Consider the following 24,186-nt stretch of genomic DNA (forward strand, 5'->3'; position numbering starts at 1 on the left):
GCTCACCATCTTCCCCTGTGAGCCCCATGTCCAAGGACGACGACTACAACGGCGCGGAGGCCGGCGACGGCGATTTCTCCGACATGCTGAGCGAGATGCGCATCCTGCTGCCCGGCGCGCAGATGCTGTCCGCCTTCCTCATCATCCTGCCTTTCAATGCCGGCTTCTCCAAGATCGTGCATGCGGAGAAGCTGATGTTCCTGGCCACCTTCTTCCTGTCCCTCACCAGCCTGGTGCTGCTGGCGGCGCCCGCAGTCCAGCATCGCATGCTGCGTCCGCTGAAGGACCGCGAGCGCTTCAAGCGCATCGCCTCGCGCCAGATCCTGGCCGGCGCCATCGCGCTGGCCATCGCCCTGGTGCTGGGCACCGACCTGGTGCTGTCGGAAGTGTTCGGCGCCACGGTGGGCTTTATCGCGGCGGCCATCATGGCGGTGCTGGTCAGCGTGGCGTGGTGGCTGATGCCGCTGTATCTCAAGCACAAGGGCGGGGTCTAGCCGCCTTCCTGGCTGCTCTCCCGTGAGCCGACCGGATGGACGGTCCGCCACCGCCATCACGGGGCGGCCATGCTGGCGCCTTCGTTGGGCGCCCAGGCTATGGGGAGCTGGCGCCGATGCCCCGACTTGGGCGGGAGCGCACGTAGTGACTGGGCGCCAGCCCCACATATCTGCTGAAGGCGACGCTGAAAGCGCTGCTTGATCCGTATCCTACACGCTCCGCGATGGCGGACACGGTGAGCTCGCCAGCGGTGAGCAGTTCCTTCGCGATCTCCATGCGCCAGGCCAACAGGTAGTCCATGGGCGTCGCGCCCACCGTGCGCGCGAAACGCTCGAAGAACGCGGTGCGGGACAGGGCCGCGATACTGGCGAGTTGATCGATGGTCCAGGCATGGTGAACTTGCCCATGCATGGCCTGCAAGGCGGGCGCCAGGCGGGCGTCTGCCAGTCCGCGCAGCAGGCCTGGCGGCGCATTGCCCGCCGCGCTGCAACGCATGGCTTCCACCAGCAGCATTTCCGCCAGGCGCGACAGCAGGTACCCGGCGCCAGGCTGCAGCCCGGCCGATTCCTCGCGCACCAGCCGCACCAGCAGCGACAGGCGGGCCGAGTCGCGTACATGCACGACGGCGGGTAACAAGGACAGCAGCAGGCCCGCATTGCTGGAATTGAGCAGGAAGGCGCCGCCCAGTGAGCGCATGTCCGGTTCGCCCGCCTGGTCTCCGTAGCGCAGTTCCGCCCGGTCTTGCGCCACTTGATGCGGGTCCAGGCAGACCGCCGGCGCGGGTGCAAAGCTCGACAAGGTGAACGCCGGCGTGGCAGGCAACAGTATGAAGTCTCCTGCGCCGATGGCTATCGGCTCGTGCCCATCCACCGCCAGCAGGCAGCTCCCTTCCAGCATGATGCAGAAGCTGGGCAAGCCATATTCGGCATATCTGACGGCCCAGTTTCCTTTGCCGCTGATCACGTTGGCAAACGCCGCATGGGGACGCAACAGTCTCACCACCTCGGAGAGGGGGTCCTCCACTTTTGGACTTTGGCTAAACATAAATGCACTTTCCATCATCGATCATTCGGGAATATTCCTTTATTGTTCACTCCACGTCAACTCAACACTTGGAGCCCAACATGAAAACCGTACTGATCACTGGCTGTTCTTCCGGCTATGGCCGCGAAACCGCTGCCTATTTCCTGGAACAAGGCTGGAATGTCATCGCCACCATGCGTACGCCGCGCCCCGACGTACTGCCGCAGTCGAGCAGGCTGCGCCTGCTCCAGCTGGACGTGACGCGGCCCGACAGCATCGCCCAGGCGCTGGACGCGGCCGGGCCGCTGGACGTGCTCGTGAACAATGCAGGCCTGGGCTTGTTCGGGGCTTTCGAGGCTACCCCCATGTCCACCGTACGCGATATCTTCGAGACCAACACCTTCGGCACCATGGCCATGTGCCAGGCGGTCATACCGCAATTCCGGCAACGCGGGGCGGGCTGCATCGTGAATGTCACCTCAAGCGCGGTGCTGGCGCCGTTTCCGCTGGTCGCAGCCTACACGGCCAGCAAGACGGCGATCGAAGGATTTACAGCGTCGCTGGAGTGGGAACTCAAGGAGTTCGGGGTGCGTGTGAAATTGGTGCAGCCTGGCTATGGGCCGTCGACCAGCTTCACCGCCAATGGCCAGCAGCGCATGCAGGGCCTGATACCGCCGGCCTATGAATCATTCGCCCACAGCGTGTTTGCCGGCTTCGCCCAGATCGCCGCGGTCACCACCGGGCGCGATGTCGCGCAAGTCGTGTGGGAAGCGGTCAATGATGGCAGTGACCGCCTCAGGTTTGCGGCCGGCGCGGATGCGCTGGCGCTGGCCGGACGTGGGACGCCGGCGACGACCCCAGCCTAGCCCCCGGGAGCCTGCGCGAACTACTAGCCGGCGGCGGGGCGGCTTTCCAGCCCGGCGATATCCTTCATCAGCGCCACCAGGCGCTGGGCGCCCAGGCCCACCGGGCGGTCGTTCAGCCACACCACGTCCACCCACAGGCGCAGCTGGTTGCTCATGTGCTCGAAAGCGATGGCTGCCAGCTCGCCCGATTCCAGCAGCGGCGCCGCCAGCCGGCGCGGCAAATAGGCCCAACCGAGGCCGGCGCGCACCAGTCCCAGCGCGGCCAGGTGGCTGTCGGTGCGCCACACCTTGCGCGAAATGAGCACGCGCAAATCGCCGTCCTGGGCGTCGCGGCTGGCGATCACGATCTGGCGCAGGTCCACCAGTTCCTCCAGCCGGAACAAGCCATTGCACTGACGCGCCTGAGGATGCGCGGGCGAGATCACCGCCTGCAGCACTTCGCTGCCCAGTTCCTGGAAACTCTCGTGTTCGTCCACCTGTGGGCGTTCGTACATGAGGGCCAACTGCGCGGTCCCGGCACGCAGCATGCGCAGCGCGTCGGCCTGGGGCGCGGACAGCACTTCCACTTCCAGCGCCGGGAATTCCTCGGCCAGGCGCGCCAGCGGTTCGTTCCAGGGCGCCGACAGCAGTTCGGGCGCGACCGCCAATGTCAGGCGCCGCTCCAGGCCCTGGTGCAGCGACAGGGCGTGGGCCTGCAGGCGGCGCAGCTGGCCGGCCAGCTGGCGCGCTTCCGGTTCCAGCGCGCGCGCCGCCTCGGTGGGGCGCACCTCGCGCGGGCTGCGCTCGAACAGCGGCAGGTCCAGCTCCGCCTCCAGCTGGGCAATTGCCATGCTGACGGCGGACGGCACCCGTCCCAGCGCCCGCGCGGCGGCTGAAAAGGAGCCGTGGTCGAGCACGGCGAGGAACAGGGTCACGTTATCGCTTGAGAAAGCCATGGGGCAATGCTGTCAGAAAAACTGATGGCTGTCGACTTTTTCATTCAGTTTTCCCACGGTATGATGCGCCCATATCGAGGAGAAGCACATGCAAGGCCTGAAGCGCAAGATCGTCCATAGCACCTTGTTCGAGGTGATCGCCGTGCTCTGCACCAGCGCCGGGCTGGCCCTGCTGGGCCATGACCTGGGCCATGCGGGCGTGGCTGCCGTGGTGTCCTCGGCCCTCGCCATGGTGTGGAACATGGCCTACAACAGCCTGTTCGAAATGTGGGAGGCGCGCCAGGCCACCCGGGGCCGCAGCGCCCTGCGGCGCGTGGTGCACGCGCTGGGTTTCGAGGGCGGATTGGTCGTGGTGCTGGCGCCCTTCTTCGCCTGGTGGCTGGGCGTGACCTTGCTGGAGGCGCTGGTGGTCAACCTGGGGCTGGTGGCCTTTTTCGTGGTCTACGGTTTGGTGTTCAATATCGCCTTCGACCGCATTTTCGGCCTGCCCAGGTCGGCGCAACCAGCATGAGTGCGCGCCGTCGCTGCCGCGAGGGAGGCAGCCCATGCAGAGCAGGCGCCGCCGGGGGATGCACGCTCGGCATAGGCTGCCGCGTGCGCGGCAGCGACGTTCCGAGGCTAGGGACTGAGTTTGGCGCTGAGGTCGGCTGTTTGCATGAACACCTCCCTTGGCCGCTGTTCCAGCAGGGCGTCCAGGTGATTGAAACCCCACGCCACGGCGCCGAAATCCAGGCCCGCTTCGGCGGCGGCCCTGGCGTCGCGGATTTCATCGCCGACCAGGATGGCGTCGGCCGGCGCGATGCCGGTGCGGGCCAGCACCTTGCGTATCTTGGGCACCTTGCCGAACAGCGAGGCGCCGCATTCCATCTGTCCGAACAGGGCGGCGCAGTCCCGTCCCAGCACGCGCGCCACGTTGGCCCTGGAATTGGAGGTCACGATGGCCAGCGTCACGCCGCGCCGCGACAGTTCGCTCAGCGCTTCGGGCACGCCCGGGAACAAGGCGATGCCGCCGGCATGGTCCTCCATGCGCTTGCGCATGAAGCTGGCGATGGCCGGCACGCGCCAGAATGGAATGCGGTGATGCGACATGATCTGGTGCGCGTCGAAGCCGCGCAGCTCGGCCTGCCGGGCCCGGTCCAGGCGCGCAAAGCCGTACTTGGCTGCGGCCTCGTCAAAGGCGGACAGGAAGAACGGCAGCGTGTCGGCCAGGGTGCCGTCGAAGTCGAAGATGACCAGCTTGCGCGCCATGCGCGGCCTTACTGGGTAACAGGCGTCGCGCTTGGCTTGAAGCCGTCGCCGGCGATCTCCAGCTCGGTCACCTCGCCATAACTGGCGGCCACCTTGCGGATATCGGCCGCCTTCCCGATCAGCACCGTCTGCAGGTTGGCGCGCGGGAAGTGCTTGTCCACCAGCTGTCTGGCGCGCTGTGGCGTCAGGCTGTCCACGTCGCGCATGAAGTTGTCGATCTGGTCGCGGCTGACCTGGGACACGTACATATCGCCCAGCAGGCCGGCCAGCTGCTCGCTGGTTTCGAAGCGCGGCGGGAACTGGCCCTTGACGTAGGCCTTGGCCGATTCCAGCGTGGCCTGGTCTATGCCCTTGGTCCACAGGCGCTCATAGGTCTTGTGGGCCAGGGCCAGCGCCGCTTCGGTCTTGGCGGTGGCGGTGAAGCTGGAGATGGCAAAGGTGCCGCTTTGCGATAGCGTGGCGAACTCGCTGCGGGCGCCGTAGGTGAGGCCGGAATTGACGCGCAGCTCATCGTTCAGCCAGGAGGTGAAGCGGCCGCCCACGATGGTGTTGAGCACCTGCAGCGGCACGTAGTCCGGGTCGTTGCGGGCGATGCCGGCGCCGCCGATCAGGAAGGTGGTCTCGATGGCGTCCGGCTTGTTGACCAGCCAGACGCGCGCCTTGCCGGCCTGCACCTGGCCGTAATCCTGGCGCGGCAGGGCCGGGCCATTGGCCTTCCAGGCGCCGAACAGGGATTCGATCTGCCTGCGCATCTCGCCGGCCTGGAAGTCGCCCACCACGATGATGGCGGCGTTGTCCGGACGGTAGTAGCGCTGGTGGAAGCTGCGCACGTCGGCCTGCCCGAGCGCGGCCACGCTGGCGGCCGTGCCGCCCGCCGGGTTGGCGTAGGGGGCGTCGCCGTACAGCATGCTGCGGTAGTAGTTGGCCACCACGTTGCGCGGCGATTCCTTGGCTTGCTTCAGGCCATTGACCTTGCGCGCGCGCAGCTTGGCCAGCTCGGCCTCGTCGAAGGAGGGCTGCTGGACGATTTCGGCAAACAGCGGCAGCAGCGCCGGCGCATCGCCGCTGGCGAAGTTGGCTTGCACCGAGCTTTGCTCGGCGCCGGCGCCGCCGGCCAGGCGCGCGCCACGGAAGTCGAAGGCCTGGTCGATGGCTTTCTTGTCGTGCCTGGTGCTGCCCAGCAGCAGGGCGTCGCCGGTCAGGTTGGACACGCCCGGCTGCGCCGCATCGTTCACGGCGCCGGCCTTGACCACGGCGCGCACCGAGATCAGCGGCACCTCGTGGCGCTCCATCAGGTACACGGTCAGGCCATTGGGCAGGGTGGCGGTGTCGTAGACCGGCAGGCGGAACTCGGCGCAGTGGGCGGCGGTGGCCAGCGCGGCCAGGGCTGCCGCGGCGAGGGTGTTCAAATGCTTCATGCGTTCAGTCCTCCTTCGCGGCCAGCACGCCGACGGTGCGCTGCGACTTCTTCAGGTATTTGGCGGCCACGGCCTGGATGTCGGCCGTGCTGAGTTTCTGGTAGGCGGCCGGGGCGTCGAACAGCTTCTTGTAGTCGCCGAAGAACACCTCGTAATTGCCCAGCAGCTGGGCCTTGCCGTTGATGGTTTCCTGGGTGCGGTACAGGTTGAGCAGCTTCTGGTTGCGCACCTTCTGCAGTTCCTCGTCGGTCACGCCATCCTTGATCAATTTGTCGACTTCGGCCAGCAGCGCCTGCTCCAGTTTGCCCGGTTCCACCTTGGCGGCGGCCACGGCGCTCAGGTACAGCAGGCCGGGGTCGAAGCCGTCCAGGCTGGACGCGTTGACCTGGGTGGCCAGCTGCTGCTCGACCAGGGCGCGGTACAGGCGCGAGGTGCGGCCGTCGGCCAGCACGCTTTGCAGCACGTCCAGCGCGTAGTAATCGGGATCGCTGATGGACGGGATCTTGTAGGCGATGGTGAGATTGGGCGCGGTGGCCGATTCCTTCTGCACGAAGACGCGGCGTTCGCCCTTCTGCGGCGGCTCCACGGTGCGTACGGCGGGCGGCGCCGGGCGCTTGGGGATGGCGCCGAAGTACTTGCTGGCCAGCTTCTTGACCTCGTCGGCCTTGACGTCGCCGACGATCACCGACACGGCGTTGTTGGGCGCGTAGTAGGTCTGGAAGTAGCGCACCAGGTCCTCTTGGGTCCAGGCCTTGATGTCGGACTCATGGCCGATCACGGACCAGGAATACGGGTGGGCCGAGAAGGCCACGCTGTTGACCGCCTCGTGCAGCATGCGCGCGTTGGAGTTTTCCAGCCCGGTGCTGCGCTCGGACAGTACCACGCCGCGCTCGCTGGCCACCATCTTCGGATCGATGCTGAGGTGGGCGATGCGGTCGCTCTCCAGCGTGAAGATGGTTTCCAGCGAGGTGGCCGGGAACCAGTCCTGGTACACGGTCAGGTCGGTGCTGGTGTAGGCGTTGTTGGAGCCGCCCTTGGCTTCCATGGTGCGGTCGAACATCTTGGGGCCGAAGTTCTTCGAGCCGTTGAACATCATGTGTTCGAAGAAGTGCGACAAGCCGGTGATGCCGGGCGCCTCGTTGCGCGAGCCGACCTTCCAGAACGTGTACATATTGGCGTTCGGGATGGCGTGGCTTTCCAGCACGATGAACTTCATGCCGTTGGCCAGGGTGAAGGTCTGCACCTGGTCCGGCGCCAGGGCGGCCTGGGCGGCTGCGGACAAGCCCAGCAGCACGCTGGCGGCCAGCAATTTCCACTTCATGGTGATCCTTTCTGTGGCGGGGGGGAAGGCTGCATCATAAGTGAATGCCGGATATTTCTGCTAACTATTTGCCGGATGGCAGCTGAGCGGATAGCATGGAGGAAACGCCACCTACAGGAAGCCCACATGGAAAAACCGATGACCTGGTCCGCGCACGAGCTGACCATGACTGTTCTGATGACCCCCGACATGGCCAATTTCTCCGGCAACGTGCACGGCGGGACCATCCTGAAATTCCTCGACAGCGTGGCCTATGCCTGCGCCAGCCGCTATTCCGGCAGCTATGTGGTGACCCTGTCGGTGGACCAGGTGATGTTCCTGCAGCCCATCCACGTGGGCGAGCTGGTGACCTTCCTGGCCTCGATCAATTACACCGGCCGCACCTCGATGGAGGTGGGCATCCGCGTGGTGACGGAAAACATCCAGCAGCGCCTGGTCCGCCACGCCAACAGCTGCTACTTCACCATGGTGGCGGTGGACGAGAACCGCAAGCCGGTGCCGGTGCCGGAACTGGTGCCGGAAACCGAGGAACAGAAACAGCGCCATGCCCAGGCGGTGCTGCGCAAGCAGGCGCGGCAGATGGTGCATGGGGCCAAAAAGAACTGACAGTCCCCAATCCCTTTTATCCGCCGAAGCCGCCGTCAGCCACGCGGCGCAGGAACTTGATGCGCTCGGCCAGTTCGCGCGCCGCGCATTGGTTGGCGAACTCGCTGACCGCCAGGTTGCTGCCGCCTTCCAGGCCACCCTCCAGGGCGCAGTTCTCATCCTTGAACTTGAGCCAGGCGCGCTGCGATTTGCGCAGCTGTTCCTTGCCTTTGCGGATGTCCCACTGGTCCTGGTCGGGCAGCTTGGCCAGCGCCGCCTGGTAGGCCGCGTTCAGTTCCGCGTCCAGCCGCTTGTTCTGTTCAGCCCCGCATTGGACTTGCGAGAGATGGTCCTGGCCGCATGGCTGGTCGGCGTAAGTGTTGAAAGCGCACAGGCTGGCGGCCAGCACGATGAGGCGCGCCATCTTCATGCCGGAGTCTCCGCGTTGTGGCGGCGCCGCCATTCTTCGGCCACGTCGCCCATGGTTTTTGGGGCGCCGCTGCGTATCCAGGCCATCAGTTCGCGGTCGAACTTGAAGCCGGCGCCGCATTGCAGGAGCAGGAAGCGGCGCACGTTTTGCGTGTTGCGGTAGTTGGCGTCGATCAGGGTGGCGGAATCGATTTTTCCGCCGTGCCAGTCAAAGACAGTCATCGGGTGGCCTCCAGGGCTGGTTTCATGGATAGGGCTATGGTGGCGATCTACGGCTTGGACTTCTGCGTCGTGGCGATGCGCACCAGGTCGCCGTTGGCCAGGCCGTCCGGCGGGCTGTCGATCACGCGGTCCGAGGCGGAGACTCCGCCGCCCAGCGCGATGACGTTGCCGTAGTCGCGCGCCACCTGCACCGGCTTGATCTGGACCCGGTTGTCGGCGCCCACGGTGGCCACCCGGGTCCCATTCTTGCCCAGCATCAGGGCGCCCGGCGGGACCGCCAGCAGGCCGGCCTGTCCTTTTGTGTCGAAGCTGGCCGTGGCGAAGCCGCCCGGCAGCAGTTCGCCGCTGGCATTGTCGGCCACCAGCTGCACCAGCATGGCGCCGGTGCCGGCTGAAATGGCTTGCGAGGTCGATTGCACCGTGGCCGTGTACGATTTTCCGGGACGCTCCGGCACCGTGATGCGCGCCGTGCTGCCGGCCTTGACCAGCCCCACCTGGCTTTGCGGCACGCTGACGTAGATGCGCAGTTTCTTCACGTCCGACACCACGAACAATTCCGTCCCGGCGGCACCGCCCACGCTGATCAGGGCGCCGACATCGGTGTTACGCGCCGTGACCACGCCGTCGAAAGGCGCGGTCAGCCTGGCGTAGCGCTGCACCGCCTGCAGGCGCTCGACATTGGCCTGCAGGCCGTTGACGACCGACTGCTTGGCCGCCAGGTCGCCGGCCTTCTCGTCGGCTTCCTGTTTGGAGACGGCGTTGGACGCCAGCAGCGCTTCCCAGCGTTTGGCGGTGCTGGCCGACAGCGCCAGGTTGCTGCGCGCCGTGACCAGGTCGGCGCGGGCCTGGGCCAGCTGCTGGTCCTGGTCCGGCGTTTCGATCTCGGCCAGCACCTGGCCGGCCTTCACGGCGCCGCCTATGTCCACGTTCCAGCGTTTCAGATAGCCGCTGACGCGGGCGTAGATGGGCGCGCGCGACCACGGTTCGATGCGGGCCGGCAGTTCCAGCGCGGCGCCATCGACGGGCGAGGCGCTCACCACGTTCACGGTCGGCACGGCGTGCTCGCTGGCGCCTTGCTGCAGCTGTTCGGCCTGCAGGTGACGGGTGCTCAAGCCGGTCACCACCACGGCCGCCGCGATGGCGATCGCGGTCAGTCCCAGCAGTGTTTGCGGCGAGCGGAAAACGGTTTTTTGCATGATGAAGACTCCGGAACTGTTATGGTTGCACCGTGGCGTGGCGGCGCGCCTTGCGGCCATGCGCCAGGCTGAACACCACGGGAACGAAAATCAGGGTGGCGATGGTGGCGAACACCAGGCCGCCGATCACGGCGCGGCCCAGCGGGGCGTTCTGCTCGCCGCCTTCGCCCAGGCCCAGGGCCATGGGCAGCATGCCGATCACCATGGCCAGCGCCGTCATCAGCACCGGGCGGAAGCGCACGAAGCCCGCTTCCAGCGCGGCGGCGGTGGCGTCGCCCAGTTCCTCCAGGCGCTCGCGGGCGAAGCTGACCACCAGCACGCTGTTGGCGGTCGCCACGCCCATGCACATGATGGCGCCGGTCAGGGCCGGCACCGATAGCGTGGTCTGGGTGGCGAACAGCATCCACACGATGCCGGCCAGCGCGGCCGGCAGGGCCGACACGATCACGGCCGGATCGGTCCAGCTCTGGAAATTCACCACGATGAGCAGGTAGATCAGCACCACCGCGCCCAGCAGGCCAAACAGCAGGCCCTTGAAGGCGCTGTCCATGGTGCGGGCCTGGCCCAGCAGCTGCACGGTCGAGCCCTTGGGCGCCTCGGCCCGGGTGTCCTCGATCACGCGGCGGATCTCGGCCGCCACCGCGCCCAGGTCGCGGTCCTGGGTGGTGGCCAGGATCTGCACCATGGCTTGCACGTCATACTGGCTGACCAGGGCGCTGCCGTTGGCGCGCTCGAAGGTGGCCACGCCGCCCAGCGTCGTGGTGCCGCTGCTGCTGCCGTTGCCCACCGGGAGGTTGCGCAGCGCCGCCAGCGAGTCCATCTGGTATTGCGGGGTCTGCATCACGATGGGGTAGCTGACCCCGTTCTGCGGATTGAGCCAGTAAGTGGGCGAGACCTGGCTGCTGCCGGCCAGGTTGACCACCACGCTGTTGGTGACGTCGCGCGTGGTCAGGCCCAGGAGCTGGGCCTGGGTGCGGTCCAGGTTCACATTGAACACCGGGGCCTTGTTCGATTGCTGGATGCGGGCGTCGGCCACGCCGGGGATGGCGCGCACGCGCTTGAGCAGCTTCTGCGCATAGGCGTAGTTTTCTTCCACCTTGCTGCCGCGGATTTGCAGGTCGATGGGCGCCGGTGCGCCGAAGTTCAGGATCTGGCTGACGATGTCGGCCGGCGGGAAGGAGAAGGTGGTGTCGGGGAACTCGCGCGGCAGCACTTCGCGCAGCTTGCGCACGTAGTCGGCGGTGGGGCGGTGGCCTTCGTGCAGGGCGATCTGGAAGTCGCCGTCCTGCGAACCGATGGTGCCGGTGCTGTTGTAGGTCAGGTTGATGCTGGACGAGGGCAGGCCGATGTTGTCCACCATGGTGACGATTTCCCCGCTGGGAATCACGCGCCGGATGGCTTTCTCGATGGCGGCAAAGCGCACCGCCGTTTCCTCGACCCGGGTGCCGATCGGCACGCGCACGTGCATCAGCACCTGGCCCGAATCGACGGCCGGGAAGAAGTTGGAGCCGATGAAGGGCAGCAGGCCGAAGGACAGCGCCACCACCGCCAGGAAGCCGGCCAGGAAGGACTTGCGGTGCCGCACCGCGCCTTCCAGCACGCCCCGGTAGCCGACCCGCAGGCGTTCGAAGCGGGCCTCGAAGCCGCGCTGGAAGCGCACCAGCGGATTGCGCGAGGGCGCCGCGCCATGGTTGTGGCCTTCGCCGTCATGGTGCGGCAGCAGCAGGTAGTTGGCCATGGTCGGCACCAGGGTGCGCGACAGGATGAAGGAGCACACCATGGCGAAGATCACCGCCTCGGCCATGGGTACGAACAGGAAGCGCGACACGCCTTCCAGGAAGAACATGGGGATGAACACGATGCAGATGCACAGCAGCGAGACGAAGGCCGGGGTCACGATCTGGGCCGCGCCGTCCATGATGGCGGTTTCCACGTCCTTGCCGTGCTCCAGGTGCCAGTTGATGTTCTCGATGGTCACGGTGGCATCGTCCACCAGGATGCCGACCGCCAGCGCCAGCCCGCCCAGGGTCATCAGGTTGAGCGTCTCGCCGATGGCCGCCAGGGCCAGGATGGAGCCCAGGATGGACAGCGGAATGGACACCGCGATGATGACGGTGGAGCGCCAGCTGCCCAGGAACAGCAATATCATGACCGAAGTCAGGGCCGCCGCGATGGCGCCCTCGGTGGCCACCCCTTTCACGGCGGCGCGCACGAACACCGACTGGTCGTTGATGGGGGTGACGTTGAGCGCCTCCGGCCAGCCGGGCTTGAGCGCCTTGAGCTTGTCGCGCACGCCGTCCACGATGGCCAGTGTGGAGGTGGCGCCGTTCTTCAGCACCGACATCAGCACCGAGCGGCCGCCGTCCACGTGCACCACATTGGTCTGCGGCGCGTTGCCGTCGTGGACGTCGGCCACGTCGCGCAGGTAGATCACATTGCCGTTGACGGCCTTGACCGGCAGCAGGCCCAGGTCGGCAATGGCGGAGGGAGCGCTGTTGAGCTGTATGGTGTATTCCAGGCTGTCGATTTTCTGGTTGCCGACTGGCACCAGGATGTTTTGCGCGGCCAGCGCGGCCGACACATCCTGGGCCGACAGGCCGCGCGCCTGCAGCGCTTCCGGGCGGATGTCGATCTGCACCTGGCGCTGCTTGCCGCCGTAGGGCAGGGGGATGGCGGCGCCGGGCACCGTCACCAGCGGGGTGCGCACCGTGTTCATGCCGAGGTCGAACAGGCTTTGTTCGGTGAGTCCTTTGCCGGACAGGGCCAGCTGCAGGATGGGCACGGTGGCGGCGTTGTAGTTGAGGATCAGCGGCGGGGTGGCGCCGGCCGGCATCTGGCGCAGGGTGGACTGCGAGATGGCCGTCACCTGGGCGTTGGCCACCGCCACATTGACGCCGGGCTGGAAGAAGATCTTCACGATGCTCACGCCCGGGTAGGTGTTGGCCTCGATATGCTCGATATCGTTGACGGTGGTAGTCAGGCTGCGCTGGAACAGGGTGGAGATGCGGCCTGCCATCTGGTCCGGCGGCAGGCCGGTGTACTGCCAGGCCACGGCAATGACGGGGATGCGGATCTCGGGGAAGATATCGGTGGGGGTACGCAGGGCAGCCAGCGGGCCGGCTATCAACAGGAGTAACGCCATCACGACAAACGTATATGGGCGTCGCAGGGCGACGCGGACGGCACCAATCAGCACTAAAAACTCCGGTGGGTGAGGCGTTGTTTGGGCCTCGTTTCGGGGAAAACAGCTACATTGCGGGCCGGATGACGGCCTGGCCCAGCAATATAGTAATGAAAGCAAGCTTGCCTGATAAGTGGGACAGCACGCTAGCTCTCATGAAAAATTCATGAATGAATTATTTTACCGTGGATTCCGGCAGGCTGTAGCGGAAGGTGTAGCTGTGCTGGCCGTTGGCGATGTCTATGCTCATGTCGCCCTTGATGCCGGCCAGTGCGCCGGTGCCGGAGTCCGGCACCACGGTCACGGACAAGTGCGGCTGGCCGCGGTCCATCTGTCCGGAATGCTGCAGGAAGAAGGAGCCGCTGCGGCCTTCCAGCGTGGCGCTGACCTGCTCCAGGGCCACATAGCCGGCCGAGCCCTTGGTGGCGGTGAGCACCGCCACCATCTCGCCCACGCTGCTGCCGTCCAGCGGGCCGTGGAAAGTCTTGGCGATGCGCTGCCGTCCCCAGGGAATGCCTTCCTCGGCCGGCTGCGGCGTCAGCTTGACTTCGAAGGTGCCGCTGATTTGCTTCATGGCTTCTCCTGCGTGGGCCGCGCAGGCGGCAGACAGTATCATGATGGTTATCGCGTATTTCATCCGTCCATTATGAAGCGTTTGCTGTTTATCTGCACCCAGAATCGCCTGCGCAGCCCGACCGCCGAGCATGTTGCAGCCTGAACTCGCCAGCCTGCTGCAGTCCAAGGTTGTCCGCCTGCTGCCCAGGCAACGCAGGGCTTGAGCTGGCTCAATCTCCACGGATAGCGATTCCTTAAAGTTTGCATGACGTGCGCCCTGCGCGCACGTGCTAATCTAAGGAGCTGATGTGATAGTTTCAGGGCGGGAGTTGCTCAACCAATTTTGCCAGCAGCATGCCGATTGCCGCTCCTGGATAGAGAGGTGGCTTGCCGACGTGACGGCTAGCCAGTGGCGCAGCAGCCATGACATCAAACTTCGTTACCGGTCTGCGAGTTTTTTGCCCGGCAATGTGGTTATATTTAATGTGCGCGGAAATGCGTACCACCTGGAGACCCAGGTTGCCTATCGCGTGGGCGCGGTCGCCGTAACGTGGATAGGCTCGCACGTTCAGTACATGAGGAGGCATCATCATGGCAGCTAATATCGTGGCGACAGAGGCCGAGTACAGGGCGGCATTGGCCGAGTTGGGCGAGCTGATCGTTTGCGATCCCGCCCCGGGTAGCGCCGAGGGACAGCGGTTGCTGGCCCTGGCCCGGCTGGTGGAAGAGTACGAAGTGCGCGTCTACCCTTTTGCTGCCCCGACGGCCGAGGAACTGGCCGAGTTCCTCGAACACGAACGCCACGCCTGACTCAGTTGCACTTGCCGCGCAGGTAGGCGATGGGGATGAAGGGCAGGGCGTAGATGCCCCAGACGCCGATGGGGCCTATGTTGGTGGGCTGGAACTTCAGGCCGTCCGCATGCAGGCAGCTGGGGATCTTGGCGCTGGCGAACTGCCGGGTGAACCTGTCGTTGGTGGTGAGCCGGTAGGTGTCGATCTCGTGGCGGCGCGTGTATTCCTTGCTTTCCTCGCTGCGCACTTCCTCGCGGGCAGCGCGGCGCTCGCCTTCTGCTCGCGCATTCAGGTCCAGCTTGCCATCCTTGTCTGCCCAGTTTGCCGGGATGGCTTCCCTGCTCTCCAGCGGCTCCGGCTGCGCCAGCTGCTCCACCTGCCGGGCCGAGGACGCGCCGGTCCACATCATCAGGGGCGGCAATATGGCGATCAGTTTTTTCATCACGGCTCTCGCAGCGTACAGAGCGTACAGCATAGCAGTTTCGTTTGCGCAAAATTGCGCACTTTGTAACTATCTGCTACCACGTTCAAACATGGCGGCGCAATCCTCCGGCGGCAGCGCTGGACTCAGGTAATAGCCCTGGTATTCGTCGCAGCCGTGGCCGCGGAGGTAATCGAGTTGGGCTGCCGTCTCCACTCCTTCCGCTATCACCTTCAACGCCAGGTTGTGCGCCAGGGCGATGATGGAGTCCACGATGGCGGCCTCGTCGCCGGCGATATCGGACACGAAGGAGCGGTCTATCTTGAGCACGTCGATGGGGAAGCGGCGCAGGTAGGACAGGCTCGAATAGCCGGTGCCGAAGTCGTCGATGGAAATCGCCACCCCCAGCGCCTTGAGGCGCTGCAGCTGCTCCACCGCCTGTCCGACATCGTTCATGAACAGCCCCTCGGTCAGCTCCAGGTCCAGGCAGGCTGGCGCCAGCCCGGTCTCGGCCAGCACGGCCGCCACCTGGTCCGCCAGCCCCGCTTCGGCGAACTGGCGCGGCGACAGGTTGACCGCCACCCGCAGCGGCCCGTGGCCCGCCTCCTGCCAGGCGCGCGCCTGCAGGCAGGCGGTGCGCAGCACCCAGGCGCCGATCGGCACGATCAGCCCGGTTTCCTCGGCCAGGCCGATGAAGCGGTCCGGGGCCACCATGCCCAGCTCCGGATGGCGCCAGCGCAGCAGCGCTTCCACCCCGACCACGGCGCCGCTGCGCACGTCGGCCTGCGGCTGGTAGTGCAGCACCAGCTCGTCGCGCTCTAGCGCATTGCGCAGCGCACTGACGATGCGCACCCGCTCCAGCGCTTCCTCGTTCATGGCCGGCTCGTAGAACTGGGTGTTGTTGCGCCCCAGCTTCTTGGCGCGGTACATGGCGATGTCGGCATGCTCGATCAGGTGCTGGGCCGGGCTGCCGTCACCGGCGTACACCGCCACGCCTATGCTGCAGGTGACGAAGAATTCCTTACCCTCCAACATGACTGGCTGGGCCACGGCATGCATCACGCGCTGCGTGACCTCGGGCGACAGCTGCTCGTCCGGATACTCGGTCAGCAGGGCCACGAATTCATCGCCGGACAGGCGCGCCACGGTGTCGCTGTCGCGCACGCTCTCGCGCAGTCGGCGCGCCACGGTTTGCAGCAGCAGGTCGCCGGCCTTGTGCCCCAGGCTGTCGTTGACGAACTTGAAGCGGTCCAGGTCGATCAGCATCACCCACAGCGGACGCCCGCTGCGGTTGGCGTGGGCGGCGGCCTGGTTCAGGCGGTCCTGCAGCAGTGCGCGGTTGGGCAAGCCGGTCAGCACGTCGTGGTGGGCGATGTGTTCGATGCGCTGCTCGGCCAGCTTGCGCTCGGTGATCTCGGCCCCGGTGCCGCGGTAGCCGGCGAACACGCCATGGCGGTCGTACACCGGTTCGCCGCTGATGCGGAACCAGTGCAGCTGGCCGTCGGCGCCGGTCAGCGCATATTCAAAATTGGAGAATGGCTGGCGCGCCTCCAGCACCGCCATGTGGTCGCGGCCCCAGTGCGTATCGGCCATGCCGCCGTTATCCCAGCGGCGGCGGCCGATGAAGTCGGCCGGCGACAAACGGCTCTTCTGGTAGAAACCATCGGTGATGTGAGTGAAGCGTAATTGCGCATCCTGTTCCCAGTACCAGTCGGACGACAGCGCCAGCAGGCGGCGGAAGCGGTGCTCGCTTTCCTGCAGCGCTACTTCGGCGCGGATGCGGGCCGCCACGTCGCGCTCCAGCGCCGCGTTGGCCTCGCGCAGGTCGGCGGTGCGCGCGTCCACCAGGCGCTGCACGCGCTGCGAGCGCTGCGCCAGGGTGTGCACCAGGGCCGTGGTCAGCAGGGTGAACAGCAGGCCGCCCAGCAGGGCCGACACCGACCCCAGGTGCTGCGCCAGGTAGGAGCCGGGTAGCGGCGTGGCCAGTACCTGCCAGGCCTTGCCGGCGGCCTGGAAGCTGGCGTGGTAGGGCTCCGTGTCGGGACCGCCCATCCAGCGCGGCAGCGGGGCCTCTGGCGGGGTGCTGTCGGCGCCGTACACCAGGTTGGCGGGTGACAGCTGGATGCCGGTGTAGACCTGCAGCCGCAGCCCCTCCTCGTCGTGCAGGCCGGCGCCGCGCAGGATGCGCTGCACCAGGTCGGTGGAGCGTATCACGGCGGCCACGTTGCCTACCCAGGCGGCGCGCCGGGCCTCGGCATCGCGCGGCGCCGGGCCCGAGCGGTACAGGGGCACCAGCAGCAGGAAGCTGGTCTGCCGCTGGCGGTCCTGCGCCAGTTGCAGCAGCGGGGTGGCAGTGGGCTGGCCGCTGGCCACGGCCTGCTCCACGGTGGCGCGCAACAGGGGATTGGGCGCGATGTCCAGCCCCAGCGCCGGCTCGTTGCCGGCCAGCGGCTCCAGGTAGTCGACGATGATGTGGGGCGTGCGCGGCTGCAGCGGCGCCGCCTCGCCGCCGAACTGCTCGTGCAGCGTGTATTGCGGCAGCTCGCGCCGTGCCGCCGCCTGGTGGGCCTCGGCCTGCTCATGGTCCAGCACGCGGTGGCGGCTGAAGGCCTGGATGAAGGGATAGCGCGCCAGCAGCGGCGCCGTGAAGTCGCGGAACTGCTGGCGGCTGACCGTATCCATGCTGCCGAACAGGCCGCCGACCACGGTGGCCACCTCCACCGTGTCGTCCAGTCCGCGACGAATGGCCGCCACGCGCTGCTCGGCGCGCTGGCGGAAGGTGAGTTCCAGGGTGCCGCGCTCCAGCGAGCACACCGCCGAGTAGAGCAGTCCCGTCAGCGCCAGTCCGCTGAGCAGGGTCAGGATGGCGGCCAGCGGCATGGATGGCAAGGGACGGGACGTGGGCATGGCTCACTCTGCGCGCCGGCAATGGCCGGCTTTGCTGCTAGTGTGTCACAAAAATTTCCTAACCGACAGTTTAGCAAGGCCGGCTGCGGTCAAATTGCGACATGCTAGCGCCGGCCGCGCTGCAGCTTGAACACCACCCAGCGCGCCAGCAGGCGGTTGAGCGGTCCCAGGCCCCAGCCGCCGCCGCGCCGGACTTGCTCGAGCATGCGCAGGGCGGGCGAGGGGGCACCGCCGGCCACGGCAAACAGGATGCGGTTGTTGCCGGCGATGCCGGGGAACTGGCACACGCGCTGCTCGAACACCAGTCGCAGGCGGCGCAGCATGGCGGCATAGTGCGGGTCGTAGCTGAAGATATTGGCCGCCATCACGCCGCCCGGGCGCAGGGCGCGGCGGCAGTCGGCGTAAAAGGCGGCGCTGCCCAGGGCCGGCGGCAGGCCGTCCTGGTCGAAGCCGTCCACCAGCAGCACGTCGGCGCTGCCGGCCAGCCGGGGCAGGTAGGCGGCGGCGTCGGCTTCGATCACGCGCAGGCGCGGGCCATCCGGCGGGATGGCGAACTGTTCGCGCAGGGCGATCACGTCGGCGCGCAGTTCCAGCACCGTGATGCGGCTGTGCGGCAGGTAGCGGTGGCAGAACTTGACCAGCGAGCCGCCGCCCAGGCCCACCATGACGATGTGTTTCGGCTGCGGCTGGAACAGGGTGAAGCACATCATGGCGCGCACGTAGGCCAGCAGGATATCGTCCGGGCGCGACAGCCGCATCTCGCTTTGCACCATGCCGGGCCGGAATTCCAGGGTGCGGCGGTCGCCCCGCGTATGCACGCGCGGCGCGGGGCCGTGGTCGTCGGCGGGCGAATGTGGACTGGAGGCGGGCGGCATGGCGGCATTTATAGTAGCATGCCGCCTTCGACGGTTTCGACAGTTGCCGTCATTTACAGACGGAAAAATTATAGGTACATTGGCGTTAGCACGGGCCGCCTACGGCCCCCTTGGAGAGAGAACGATGTTTTTAGACCACCCGACCATTACCGCCACCAACAGCTTCACCGAGCCGGACCGCCTGGAACGGCTGACGCGCGTCTACGGCTATGCGGTGGCCTTGTCCGAGGCCGACGGCAATAACCAGTTCATCGAGAAATTCAGCCAGATCCACGACCATAAAGGCACCCTGATCGTGTTCTGGCACGACAGCCCGACCGAGGAAGAGAAGGAATACTTCGCCAAGGCCTGGTCCAGCAGGATGGGCGACGGCACCCGCAACGTCGAGCACGAGGTTTAAGGGCGGCGCTGCGCCGCCGGCCGCCGCATGGATATCAAGACGCTGCTCCTGGCGCTGGCGCTGGCCAACCTGAGCCTGTGCGCGGCCCTGTTTTTCTCCGGACATGAAGGCCGGCCGCCGCGCCGCCCGTCCACCTTCGCCAGCGCACGCCTGTGCCAGGCCGTGGCCTGGCTGCTGCTTGCCCTGCGCGACATCGCCCCTGATCTGCTGACCATAGGCCTGGCCAACGCCCTGCTGTTCACCGGCTTCGCGCTGGACGCGGGCGCCCTGTGGGAGCAGGCCGGCAGGCGCGGCTGGCGCCGCGTCCTGCTGCCGGCGCTGGGCGGCGCCATCGCCGTGTTCGCCGCCTGCTATGTGATGGACCTGCCGCCCGGCCAGCGGGTGGCGGCCGCCTCCCTGATACTGTCCGGTTTCGCCTGCGCCGGCGTGGCCGCCCTGGCGCAGGGCTGGGCCACGGCCGGCGCGCTGCGGCGCTACCTGGTGCTGTCCACCGGCGTGCTGGCCCTGGCCCTGGCCGCGCGCGGGATGCTGGGCGCCATCCGTCCCGAGGGCTGGGGCTGGCTGACGCCGGCCGTGCTGCAATGGCTGGGCGTGGCGCTGCTCTACCTGCTGACCCTGGGCAGCGCCTACGGCTACCTGCTGCTGTCCGGCGACCGCCTGCGCGGCGAGCTGGCGCGCCTGGAAGTGGTGGATGGCCTGACCGGGGTACCCAACCGGCGCGGCTTCTACCAGGCGCTGGGACCGTGGCTGGCGCTGGCGCGCCGTCCCGGACAGGCGACAGCCCTGCTGGTGCTCAACCTCGACCATTTCAAGCGCGTCAATGACGGCTATGGCCATCCGGTGGGCGACCTGGTGCTGAAAACCATGGTGGAGATCTGCCAACGCCAGCTGCGCGACAGCGACCTGATGGGCCGCCTGGGCGGCGCCGAATTCGCCATCCTGCTGCCGCGCACCTCGGCCGGGGACGCGCTGCTGGTGGCCGAGCGCATCCGCGGCGCGGTGGCCGCCACCCCGGTCAAGGCCGAGCGCGCCCTGATCAACATGACGGCCAGCCTGGGCGTGACCACCATCCGCGCAGACGATACCCCGGTGCTGCTGTTCCAGCGCGCCGACGACGCCCTGCGCCAGGCCAAGCAGGATGGCCGCAACCGTGTGGCCCAGGCCGGCAGCGCCAGTCCGCTGGAAGCCTGACATGGTAGACAGCATGTCATGAGGCCGTCATAATCGGCCTTTAGTGTTACGGATTAAACCATGTAAACCGTTTATTCCGTATTGTCAGATACCGTGCCTGAAAGCCTAGAAATGTACGCAGCAGTCGACTTGGGTTCCAACAGCTTCCGCCTCCACATCGGACAATACGAGGATGGCGAGATCCGCGTATTGAAAAGCATGCGCGAACCGATACGCCTGGCCGCCGGCCTGGACGCCGCCGGCAACCTCACCGAGGCGGCCATGCAGTCCGCCCTCAACTGCCTGCGCAACTTCCGCGAAGCGCTGGCCGCCTACGACCTGGAGGCGGTGCGCGTGGTGGCCACTTCCGCCATGCGGGTGGCGCGCAACTCCGCCGTGTTCCTGCCGCTGGCCGAGGAGGCCATGGGCCATCCCATCGAAATCATTTCGGGCGAGGAGGAGGGCCGGCTGATCTACATGGGCGTGGCCTGCTCGCTGGCCCAGCCGGTCGAGCGGCGCCTGGTGATCGACATCGGCGGCGGTTCCACCGAGCTGATTTTGGGGCGCGGTCCGGAAATCGAGCGGGTCGAGTCGTTCAGCGTCGGCACCGTCAAGCAAAGCCTGTCCTTCTTCGTCGGCGGCCGCATCGACGCGCCTTCGTTCGAAGCCGCCATCCTGTCGGCGCGCAGCCATTTCGAGGATGCGGCGGCGGCCTATCTGCCACAGCACTGGAAGCGCTGCTATGGCTCCTCCGGCACCGCGCGCACCATCGGCGAGATTATCGTCAAGAACAACCTGGGGCGCGACATCAACGCCGGCAGCCTCGATGCGCTGAAAAAACGCTTCATCGAATTCGGCCAGGTCAGCCGCATCGACATTCCGGGCCTGCGCCCGGACCGCGCCTCCACCATCATTGGCGGCCTGGCCATCCTGATCGGCCTGGTGCACGAACTGGGCATCCCCCAGGTGCAGCCTATCGAGGCCGGACTGCGCATGGGCGTGATGTGGGACTTGTACCTGCGCTCCACCAAGCGTGACCGCCGCGAACAGTCGGTGCGCGGCTTCCTGCAGAAATTCCACGTCGACGAGCAGCGCGCCAACCGGGTGGCGGACGACGCCCTGGCCCTGTACGCGCAGATGAAGCCCGCCACGGATGTTTATAGCCGCCCGCTGTACTGGAGCGCGCTGCTGCACGAGGTGGGACTGGTGGTGTCGCAGACCGGCTACCACAAGCACGCCGCCTACATGGTGGAAAACGCCGACCTGCCGGGCTTCACCACCCGCGAGCAGCGCACCATGGGGCGCCTGATCCTGGCCCAGAAGGGCAACCTGCGCAAGATCGGCGAGGCGCTGGGGGAGCCGGATTTCTGCAAGGCCGTGGTGGCGCTGCGCCTGGCCATCCTGTTCATGCACTCGCGCATAGAGGTGGACAGCCGCACGATACGGCTGCGCCTGAAGAACCGCATCGAGCTGGAGATCAAGCGCGATTGCATCGGCGGCCACCCGACCGTGGCCTACTGGCTGGAAAAGGAGCAGGAATTCTGGGATGAGGTGGGGGTCGATTTCACCCTGCGCGCGCAGGGGTGAACTTGTTTTGTGCAAGCAAAAACTCCGTAAATGGTATATATTGTTTATATGAATGAACAACATGGAGTGGACATGAGCAAGATCAGCACCGAAAACCCCGTCAACGACAAGGCCGCGGCGCTGCCGGAAGCTGCACCGTCCGAGGCCAAGCCGGTCGCCAAGGCTGCGGCCAGGCCGGCCGCCGACAAAGCCGTCGCCGCCAAACCTGCGGCAAAACCGGCAGCGGCAAAGGCTGGCGCGGCTAAGCCGGCCGCCGCCAAGGCCACCACGGAAAAAACCGCTGCCGCCAAGCCTGCCGCCGCCAAGGCTGGTGCGGAAAAATCGGCTGCCCCCAAGCCGGCTGCCGAAAAACCTGCCACCGCCAAGGCTGCGGCCGTAGCCAAGGCCCCGGTTGCCGACAAGGCCAAGCCAGCCAAGCCGGCCGCCGCCAAGCCGGCCGCGAAAGCCGCCCCGGTCAAACCCGCTGCCAAGACCGCCGCCAAGCCCGCAGCCGCCAAGTCCGCCGCCAAGCCGGAAGCCAAGGCAGCACGCAAGGCCGCTCCTGGCAAGGCCGAGGAAAAACCGCGCAAGGACAAGCTGGTGCGCGACAGCTTCACCATGCCGGAAACCGAGTACGCGGTGCTGGGCCAGGTGAAAAAAGCCTGCCTGAAGGCCGGTTTCGAGGTCAAGAAAAGCGAACTGCTGCGCATCGGCGTGGCGCTGATTGCCAAGCTGGACGCCGCCGGCGTGAAAAAAGTCCTGGCCAGCCTGCCGCAGCTGAAAACCGGCCGTCCCAAAAAGGATTGAGGAAAAACAACACTGCCCTGATGTAACCAAAATGACATGTCCATGTCATTTTCCTGAAGTATTACGTCGTTACGCTTGCTTTCGTTCTCCAACAGAAAGGATGAAAGCATGCAACAATCGATCATACAAGCAGACGTCAGGGCATCCGCCGGCAAGCTGGTATTGAGCATGGCCAGCACCCCGGAGGAACTGCGCGAAGTACAGCGGCTGCGCTACAAGGTCTTCATCGAGACCCTGGGCCTGACCTCGCTGATGCGCGCCGACGGCCTGGACAGCGACGAATTCGACGAGCATTGCGATCACCTGATCGTGCGCGATACCGACAGCCTGGAAGTGGTGGGCACCTACCGCCTGCTGAGCCCCTCGCGCGCCCGCAAGCTGGGCCGCCTGTACTCGGAGAACGAATTCGACCTGAACCGCCTGAACAATGTGCGCGGCCGCATGGTGGAGGCCGGCCGCGCCTGCATCCATCCCGACTACCGTGGCGGCAGCGTCATCATGCTGCTGTGGTCCGGCCTGGCCGACTACATGCGCCGGGAGCGTTCCGAATTCCTGATCGGTTGCGCCAGCATCAGCCTGGCCGATGGCGGCCACAACGCCGTCGCCGTCTACAACCAGCTAAAAAACAGTTTTCTGGCCCCGGCCGAGTACCGCGTCACCCCGCACCTGCCATTCCCCTTCGCCAAGCTGGAGCCGGCGCAGCGCGCCCAGGTGCCTGCCCTGCTGAAAGGCTATATGCGCTCGGGCGCCTGGATTTGCGGCGAGCCGGCCTGGGATCCCGACTTCGAAAGCGCCGACCTGTTCCTGCTGCTGCCGCTGTCCAACCTGGACGCGCGCTACGCGCGCCACTACGGCGTGGCTGGAGAAGCGGTAGCCGCCTGATGCCCGGCCGCGCCCCGTGTAATAATGCGCTTTTGCGCTGAACACGGGAGCGGCAATGGACAGGGACGACGATACGCCAGCGGAACGCGACGGCTGGCGCGAGCAGGCGGTGCTGCGCCATCGCGGCGGCGTGCCGGCGGTGGCGGCCGGCACCGACCGGGTGGCCGAGGAAATGCCGGTGGCGCTGGTATTCAACGGCATCTCGCACGCCGTCATGATGGTCACGCCGCGCGACCTGGAGGCGTTCGCGCTGGGTTTCGCGCTGACCGAGGGCCTGATCGCCGAGCGTTCCGATTTGTACGAATCGGAAGTCCACGCGCATGAGCGCAGCTATGAAGTGGAACTGCGCATCGCCACCGGCTCCTTCATGGGATTGAAGCAGAAGCGCCGCTCGCTGGCGGGGCGCAGCGGCTGCGGGGTGTGCGGCATCGAAAGCCTGGAACTGCTGGACCTGCAGCCTGAGCCCATAGCGCATCCCGGCGACGGTCCGCTGTTCGATTCCGCCGCCATCGTGCCGGCCGTGGCGCGCGCCGCCCGCGAACTGGGCGCCCACCAGGAACTGATGCGCATGACGGGCGGCGTGCATGCCGCCGCCTGGTGCAGGCCGGACGGCGCCATCGTCCGCGTGTGCGAGGACGTGGGCCGCCACAATGCGCTGGACAAGCTGATCGGCTACCTGGCGCTGGAGGGCGCCGATTTGCAGCGCGGCTTCGTGTTCATGTCCAGCCGCGCCAGCTACGAGCTGGTGCGCAAGGCGGCGCGGATGAACATCCCCATGCTGGCCACCATCTCCGCCCCCAGCTCGCTGGCGATCGACATCGCCCGCCAGGCCGGCCTGAAACTGGTGAGTTTCTGCCGCCAGGACGGCTGCGTGGAATACGTCTGGTAAGAG

25 protein-coding genes are annotated in these 24,186 nt (G+C 66.6%); 12 read left to right on the plus strand and 13 right to left on the minus strand.

Features of this window, described 5'->3' with window-relative positions; genetic code table 11:
• Positions 1-26: 26 nt before the first annotated feature.
• Entirely contained in the window at positions 27-494 is a 468-nt protein-coding gene (locus ACLB1G_RS25915) for a DUF6328 family protein (RefSeq protein WP_491630151.1), read from the plus strand.
• A gap of 97 nt (positions 495-591) precedes the next feature.
• Here ACLB1G_RS25915 and ACLB1G_RS25920 read toward each other — a convergent pair whose 3' ends face one another.
• Positions 592-1,518 carry an AraC family transcriptional regulator gene (locus tag ACLB1G_RS25920; RefSeq protein ID WP_491630303.1) on the minus strand — a complete coding sequence of 309 codons (927 nt, stop codon included), beginning with the start codon at positions 1,516-1,518 and terminating at the stop codon, positions 592-594.
• Between the two features lie 101 nt (positions 1,519-1,619).
• On the opposite strand from ACLB1G_RS25920, the gene ACLB1G_RS25925 reads away from it, so the two are divergent.
• A complete protein-coding gene (locus ACLB1G_RS25925) occupies positions 1,620-2,384 on the plus strand; it encodes an SDR family oxidoreductase (protein ID WP_491630152.1) in 765 nt (254 codons plus the stop codon).
• Between the two features lie 23 nt (positions 2,385-2,407).
• On the opposite strand, the gene ACLB1G_RS25930 is transcribed toward ACLB1G_RS25925, so the two are convergent.
• Positions 2,408-3,319, minus strand: coding sequence for a LysR family transcriptional regulator (locus tag ACLB1G_RS25930; protein WP_491630153.1), 912 nt, complete (start codon positions 3,317-3,319; stop codon positions 2,408-2,410).
• An 88-nt stretch (positions 3,320-3,407) separates the two neighbouring features.
• On the opposite strand from ACLB1G_RS25930, the gene ACLB1G_RS25935 reads away from it, so the two are divergent.
• Complete coding sequence (locus ACLB1G_RS25935) at positions 3,408-3,830, plus strand: PACE efflux transporter (protein ID WP_491630154.1); 423 nt, start codon at positions 3,408-3,410, stop codon at positions 3,828-3,830.
• A 107-nt stretch (positions 3,831-3,937) separates the two neighbouring features.
• On the opposite strand, the gene ACLB1G_RS25940 is transcribed toward ACLB1G_RS25935, so the two are convergent.
• The 3 genes from ACLB1G_RS25940 to ACLB1G_RS25950 are packed head-to-tail and all read right to left on the minus strand — an operon-like array spanning position 3,938 to position 7,306.
• Entirely contained in the window at positions 3,938-4,567 is a 630-nt protein-coding gene (locus tag ACLB1G_RS25940; RefSeq protein WP_491630155.1) for an HAD hydrolase-like protein, read from the minus strand.
• 8 nt (positions 4,568-4,575) lie between these two features.
• Positions 4,576-5,985 carry a M16 family metallopeptidase gene (locus ACLB1G_RS25945; protein ID WP_491630156.1) on the minus strand — a complete coding sequence of 470 codons (1,410 nt, stop codon included), beginning with the start codon at positions 5,983-5,985 and terminating at the stop codon, positions 4,576-4,578.
• 4 nt (positions 5,986-5,989) lie between these two features.
• Positions 5,990-7,306 carry a M16 family metallopeptidase gene (locus tag ACLB1G_RS25950; protein WP_491630157.1) on the minus strand — a complete coding sequence of 439 codons (1,317 nt, stop codon included), beginning with the start codon at positions 7,304-7,306 and terminating at the stop codon, positions 5,990-5,992.
• Positions 7,307-7,432: 126 nt separating this feature from the next.
• Between ACLB1G_RS25950 and ACLB1G_RS25955 the strand changes: the two genes are divergently transcribed.
• Positions 7,433-7,912 (plus strand): acyl-CoA thioesterase, encoded by a 480-nt coding sequence (locus ACLB1G_RS25955; RefSeq protein WP_491630158.1) that lies wholly within the window; start codon positions 7,433-7,435, stop codon positions 7,910-7,912.
• A gap of 16 nt (positions 7,913-7,928) precedes the next feature.
• On the opposite strand, the gene ACLB1G_RS25960 is transcribed toward ACLB1G_RS25955, so the two are convergent.
• The 5 genes from ACLB1G_RS25960 to ACLB1G_RS25980 form a co-directional block, all read right to left on the minus strand.
• Positions 7,929-8,321, minus strand: a complete 393-nt coding sequence (locus tag ACLB1G_RS25960) for a lysozyme inhibitor LprI family protein (protein WP_491630159.1) — start codon at positions 8,319-8,321, stop codon at positions 7,929-7,931.
• Positions 8,318-8,542, minus strand: coding sequence for a DUF6434 domain-containing protein (locus tag ACLB1G_RS25965; protein WP_491630160.1), 225 nt, complete (start codon positions 8,540-8,542; stop codon positions 8,318-8,320). The genes ACLB1G_RS25960 and ACLB1G_RS25965 overlap by 4 nt, the downstream gene beginning before the upstream one ends.
• Before the next feature lie 47 nt (positions 8,543-8,589).
• A complete protein-coding gene (locus ACLB1G_RS25970) occupies positions 8,590-9,738 on the minus strand; it encodes an efflux RND transporter periplasmic adaptor subunit (RefSeq protein ID WP_491630161.1) in 1,149 nt (382 codons plus the stop codon).
• A gap of 19 nt (positions 9,739-9,757) precedes the next feature.
• Entirely contained in the window at positions 9,758-12,931 is a 3,174-nt protein-coding gene (locus tag ACLB1G_RS25975; RefSeq protein ID WP_491630304.1) for an efflux RND transporter permease subunit, read from the minus strand.
• Between the two features lie 163 nt (positions 12,932-13,094).
• Entirely contained in the window at positions 13,095-13,493 is a 399-nt protein-coding gene (locus tag ACLB1G_RS25980) for a DUF3224 domain-containing protein (protein ID WP_491630305.1), read from the minus strand.
• A 376-nt stretch (positions 13,494-13,869) separates the two neighbouring features.
• Here ACLB1G_RS25980 and ACLB1G_RS25985 point away from each other — a divergent pair, with 376 nt between their 5' ends.
• Together ACLB1G_RS25985 and ACLB1G_RS25990 are read left to right on the plus strand one after the other, a co-directional pair.
• On the plus strand, positions 13,870-14,076 hold the full coding sequence (locus ACLB1G_RS25985) for a type II toxin-antitoxin system HigB family toxin (protein ID WP_491630306.1): 207 nt from the start codon (positions 13,870-13,872) through the stop codon (positions 14,074-14,076).
• Complete coding sequence (locus ACLB1G_RS25990; RefSeq protein ID WP_491630162.1) at positions 14,066-14,284, plus strand: hypothetical protein; 219 nt, start codon at positions 14,066-14,068, stop codon at positions 14,282-14,284. The genes ACLB1G_RS25985 and ACLB1G_RS25990 overlap by 11 nt, the downstream gene beginning before the upstream one ends.
• 1 nt (position 14,285) lies before the next feature.
• On the opposite strand, the gene ACLB1G_RS25995 is transcribed toward ACLB1G_RS25990, so the two are convergent.
• The 3 genes from ACLB1G_RS25995 to ACLB1G_RS26005 form a co-directional block, all read right to left on the minus strand.
• Positions 14,286-14,708, minus strand: coding sequence for a hypothetical protein (locus ACLB1G_RS25995; protein WP_491630163.1), 423 nt, complete (start codon positions 14,706-14,708; stop codon positions 14,286-14,288).
• A 69-nt stretch (positions 14,709-14,777) separates the two neighbouring features.
• Positions 14,778-17,594 (minus strand): bifunctional diguanylate cyclase/phosphodiesterase, encoded by a 2,817-nt coding sequence (locus tag ACLB1G_RS26000; protein ID WP_491630164.1) that lies wholly within the window; start codon positions 17,592-17,594, stop codon positions 14,778-14,780.
• Positions 17,595-17,698: 104 nt separating this feature from the next.
• On the minus strand, positions 17,699-18,469 hold the full coding sequence (locus tag ACLB1G_RS26005; protein ID WP_491630165.1) for a spermine/spermidine synthase domain-containing protein: 771 nt from the start codon (positions 18,467-18,469) through the stop codon (positions 17,699-17,701).
• Positions 18,470-18,593: 124 nt separating this feature from the next.
• Here ACLB1G_RS26005 and ACLB1G_RS26010 point away from each other — a divergent pair, with 124 nt between their 5' ends.
• The 6 genes from ACLB1G_RS26010 (at position 18,594) to fdhD (ending at position 24,183) form a co-directional block, all read left to right on the plus strand.
• Positions 18,594-18,869 (plus strand): hypothetical protein, encoded by a 276-nt coding sequence (locus ACLB1G_RS26010; protein ID WP_491630166.1) that lies wholly within the window; start codon positions 18,594-18,596, stop codon positions 18,867-18,869.
• Between the two features lie 27 nt (positions 18,870-18,896).
• Positions 18,897-20,060: a GGDEF domain-containing protein gene (locus ACLB1G_RS26015; RefSeq protein ID WP_491630167.1), complete on the plus strand. Its 1,164-nt coding sequence runs from the start codon at positions 18,897-18,899 to the stop codon at positions 20,058-20,060.
• Positions 20,061-20,171: 111 nt separating this feature from the next.
• Positions 20,172-21,626: a Ppx/GppA phosphatase family protein gene (locus ACLB1G_RS26020; RefSeq protein WP_491630168.1), complete on the plus strand. Its 1,455-nt coding sequence runs from the start codon at positions 20,172-20,174 to the stop codon at positions 21,624-21,626.
• 72 nt (positions 21,627-21,698) lie between these two features.
• The gene (locus ACLB1G_RS26025) at positions 21,699-22,412 is read left to right on the plus strand and encodes a hypothetical protein (RefSeq protein ID WP_491630169.1); all 714 of its coding nucleotides are present in this window, start codon (positions 21,699-21,701) and stop codon (positions 22,410-22,412) included.
• A gap of 108 nt (positions 22,413-22,520) precedes the next feature.
• On the plus strand, positions 22,521-23,294 hold the full coding sequence (locus ACLB1G_RS26030) for a GNAT family N-acetyltransferase (protein ID WP_491630170.1): 774 nt from the start codon (positions 22,521-22,523) through the stop codon (positions 23,292-23,294).
• A gap of 55 nt (positions 23,295-23,349) precedes the next feature.
• Complete coding sequence (gene fdhD, locus ACLB1G_RS26035) at positions 23,350-24,183, plus strand: formate dehydrogenase accessory sulfurtransferase FdhD (protein ID WP_491630171.1); 834 nt, start codon at positions 23,350-23,352, stop codon at positions 24,181-24,183.
• The last annotated feature ends 3 nt before the right edge of the window (positions 24,184-24,186 follow it).

This window comes from Duganella kummerowiae (assembly GCF_053572355.1).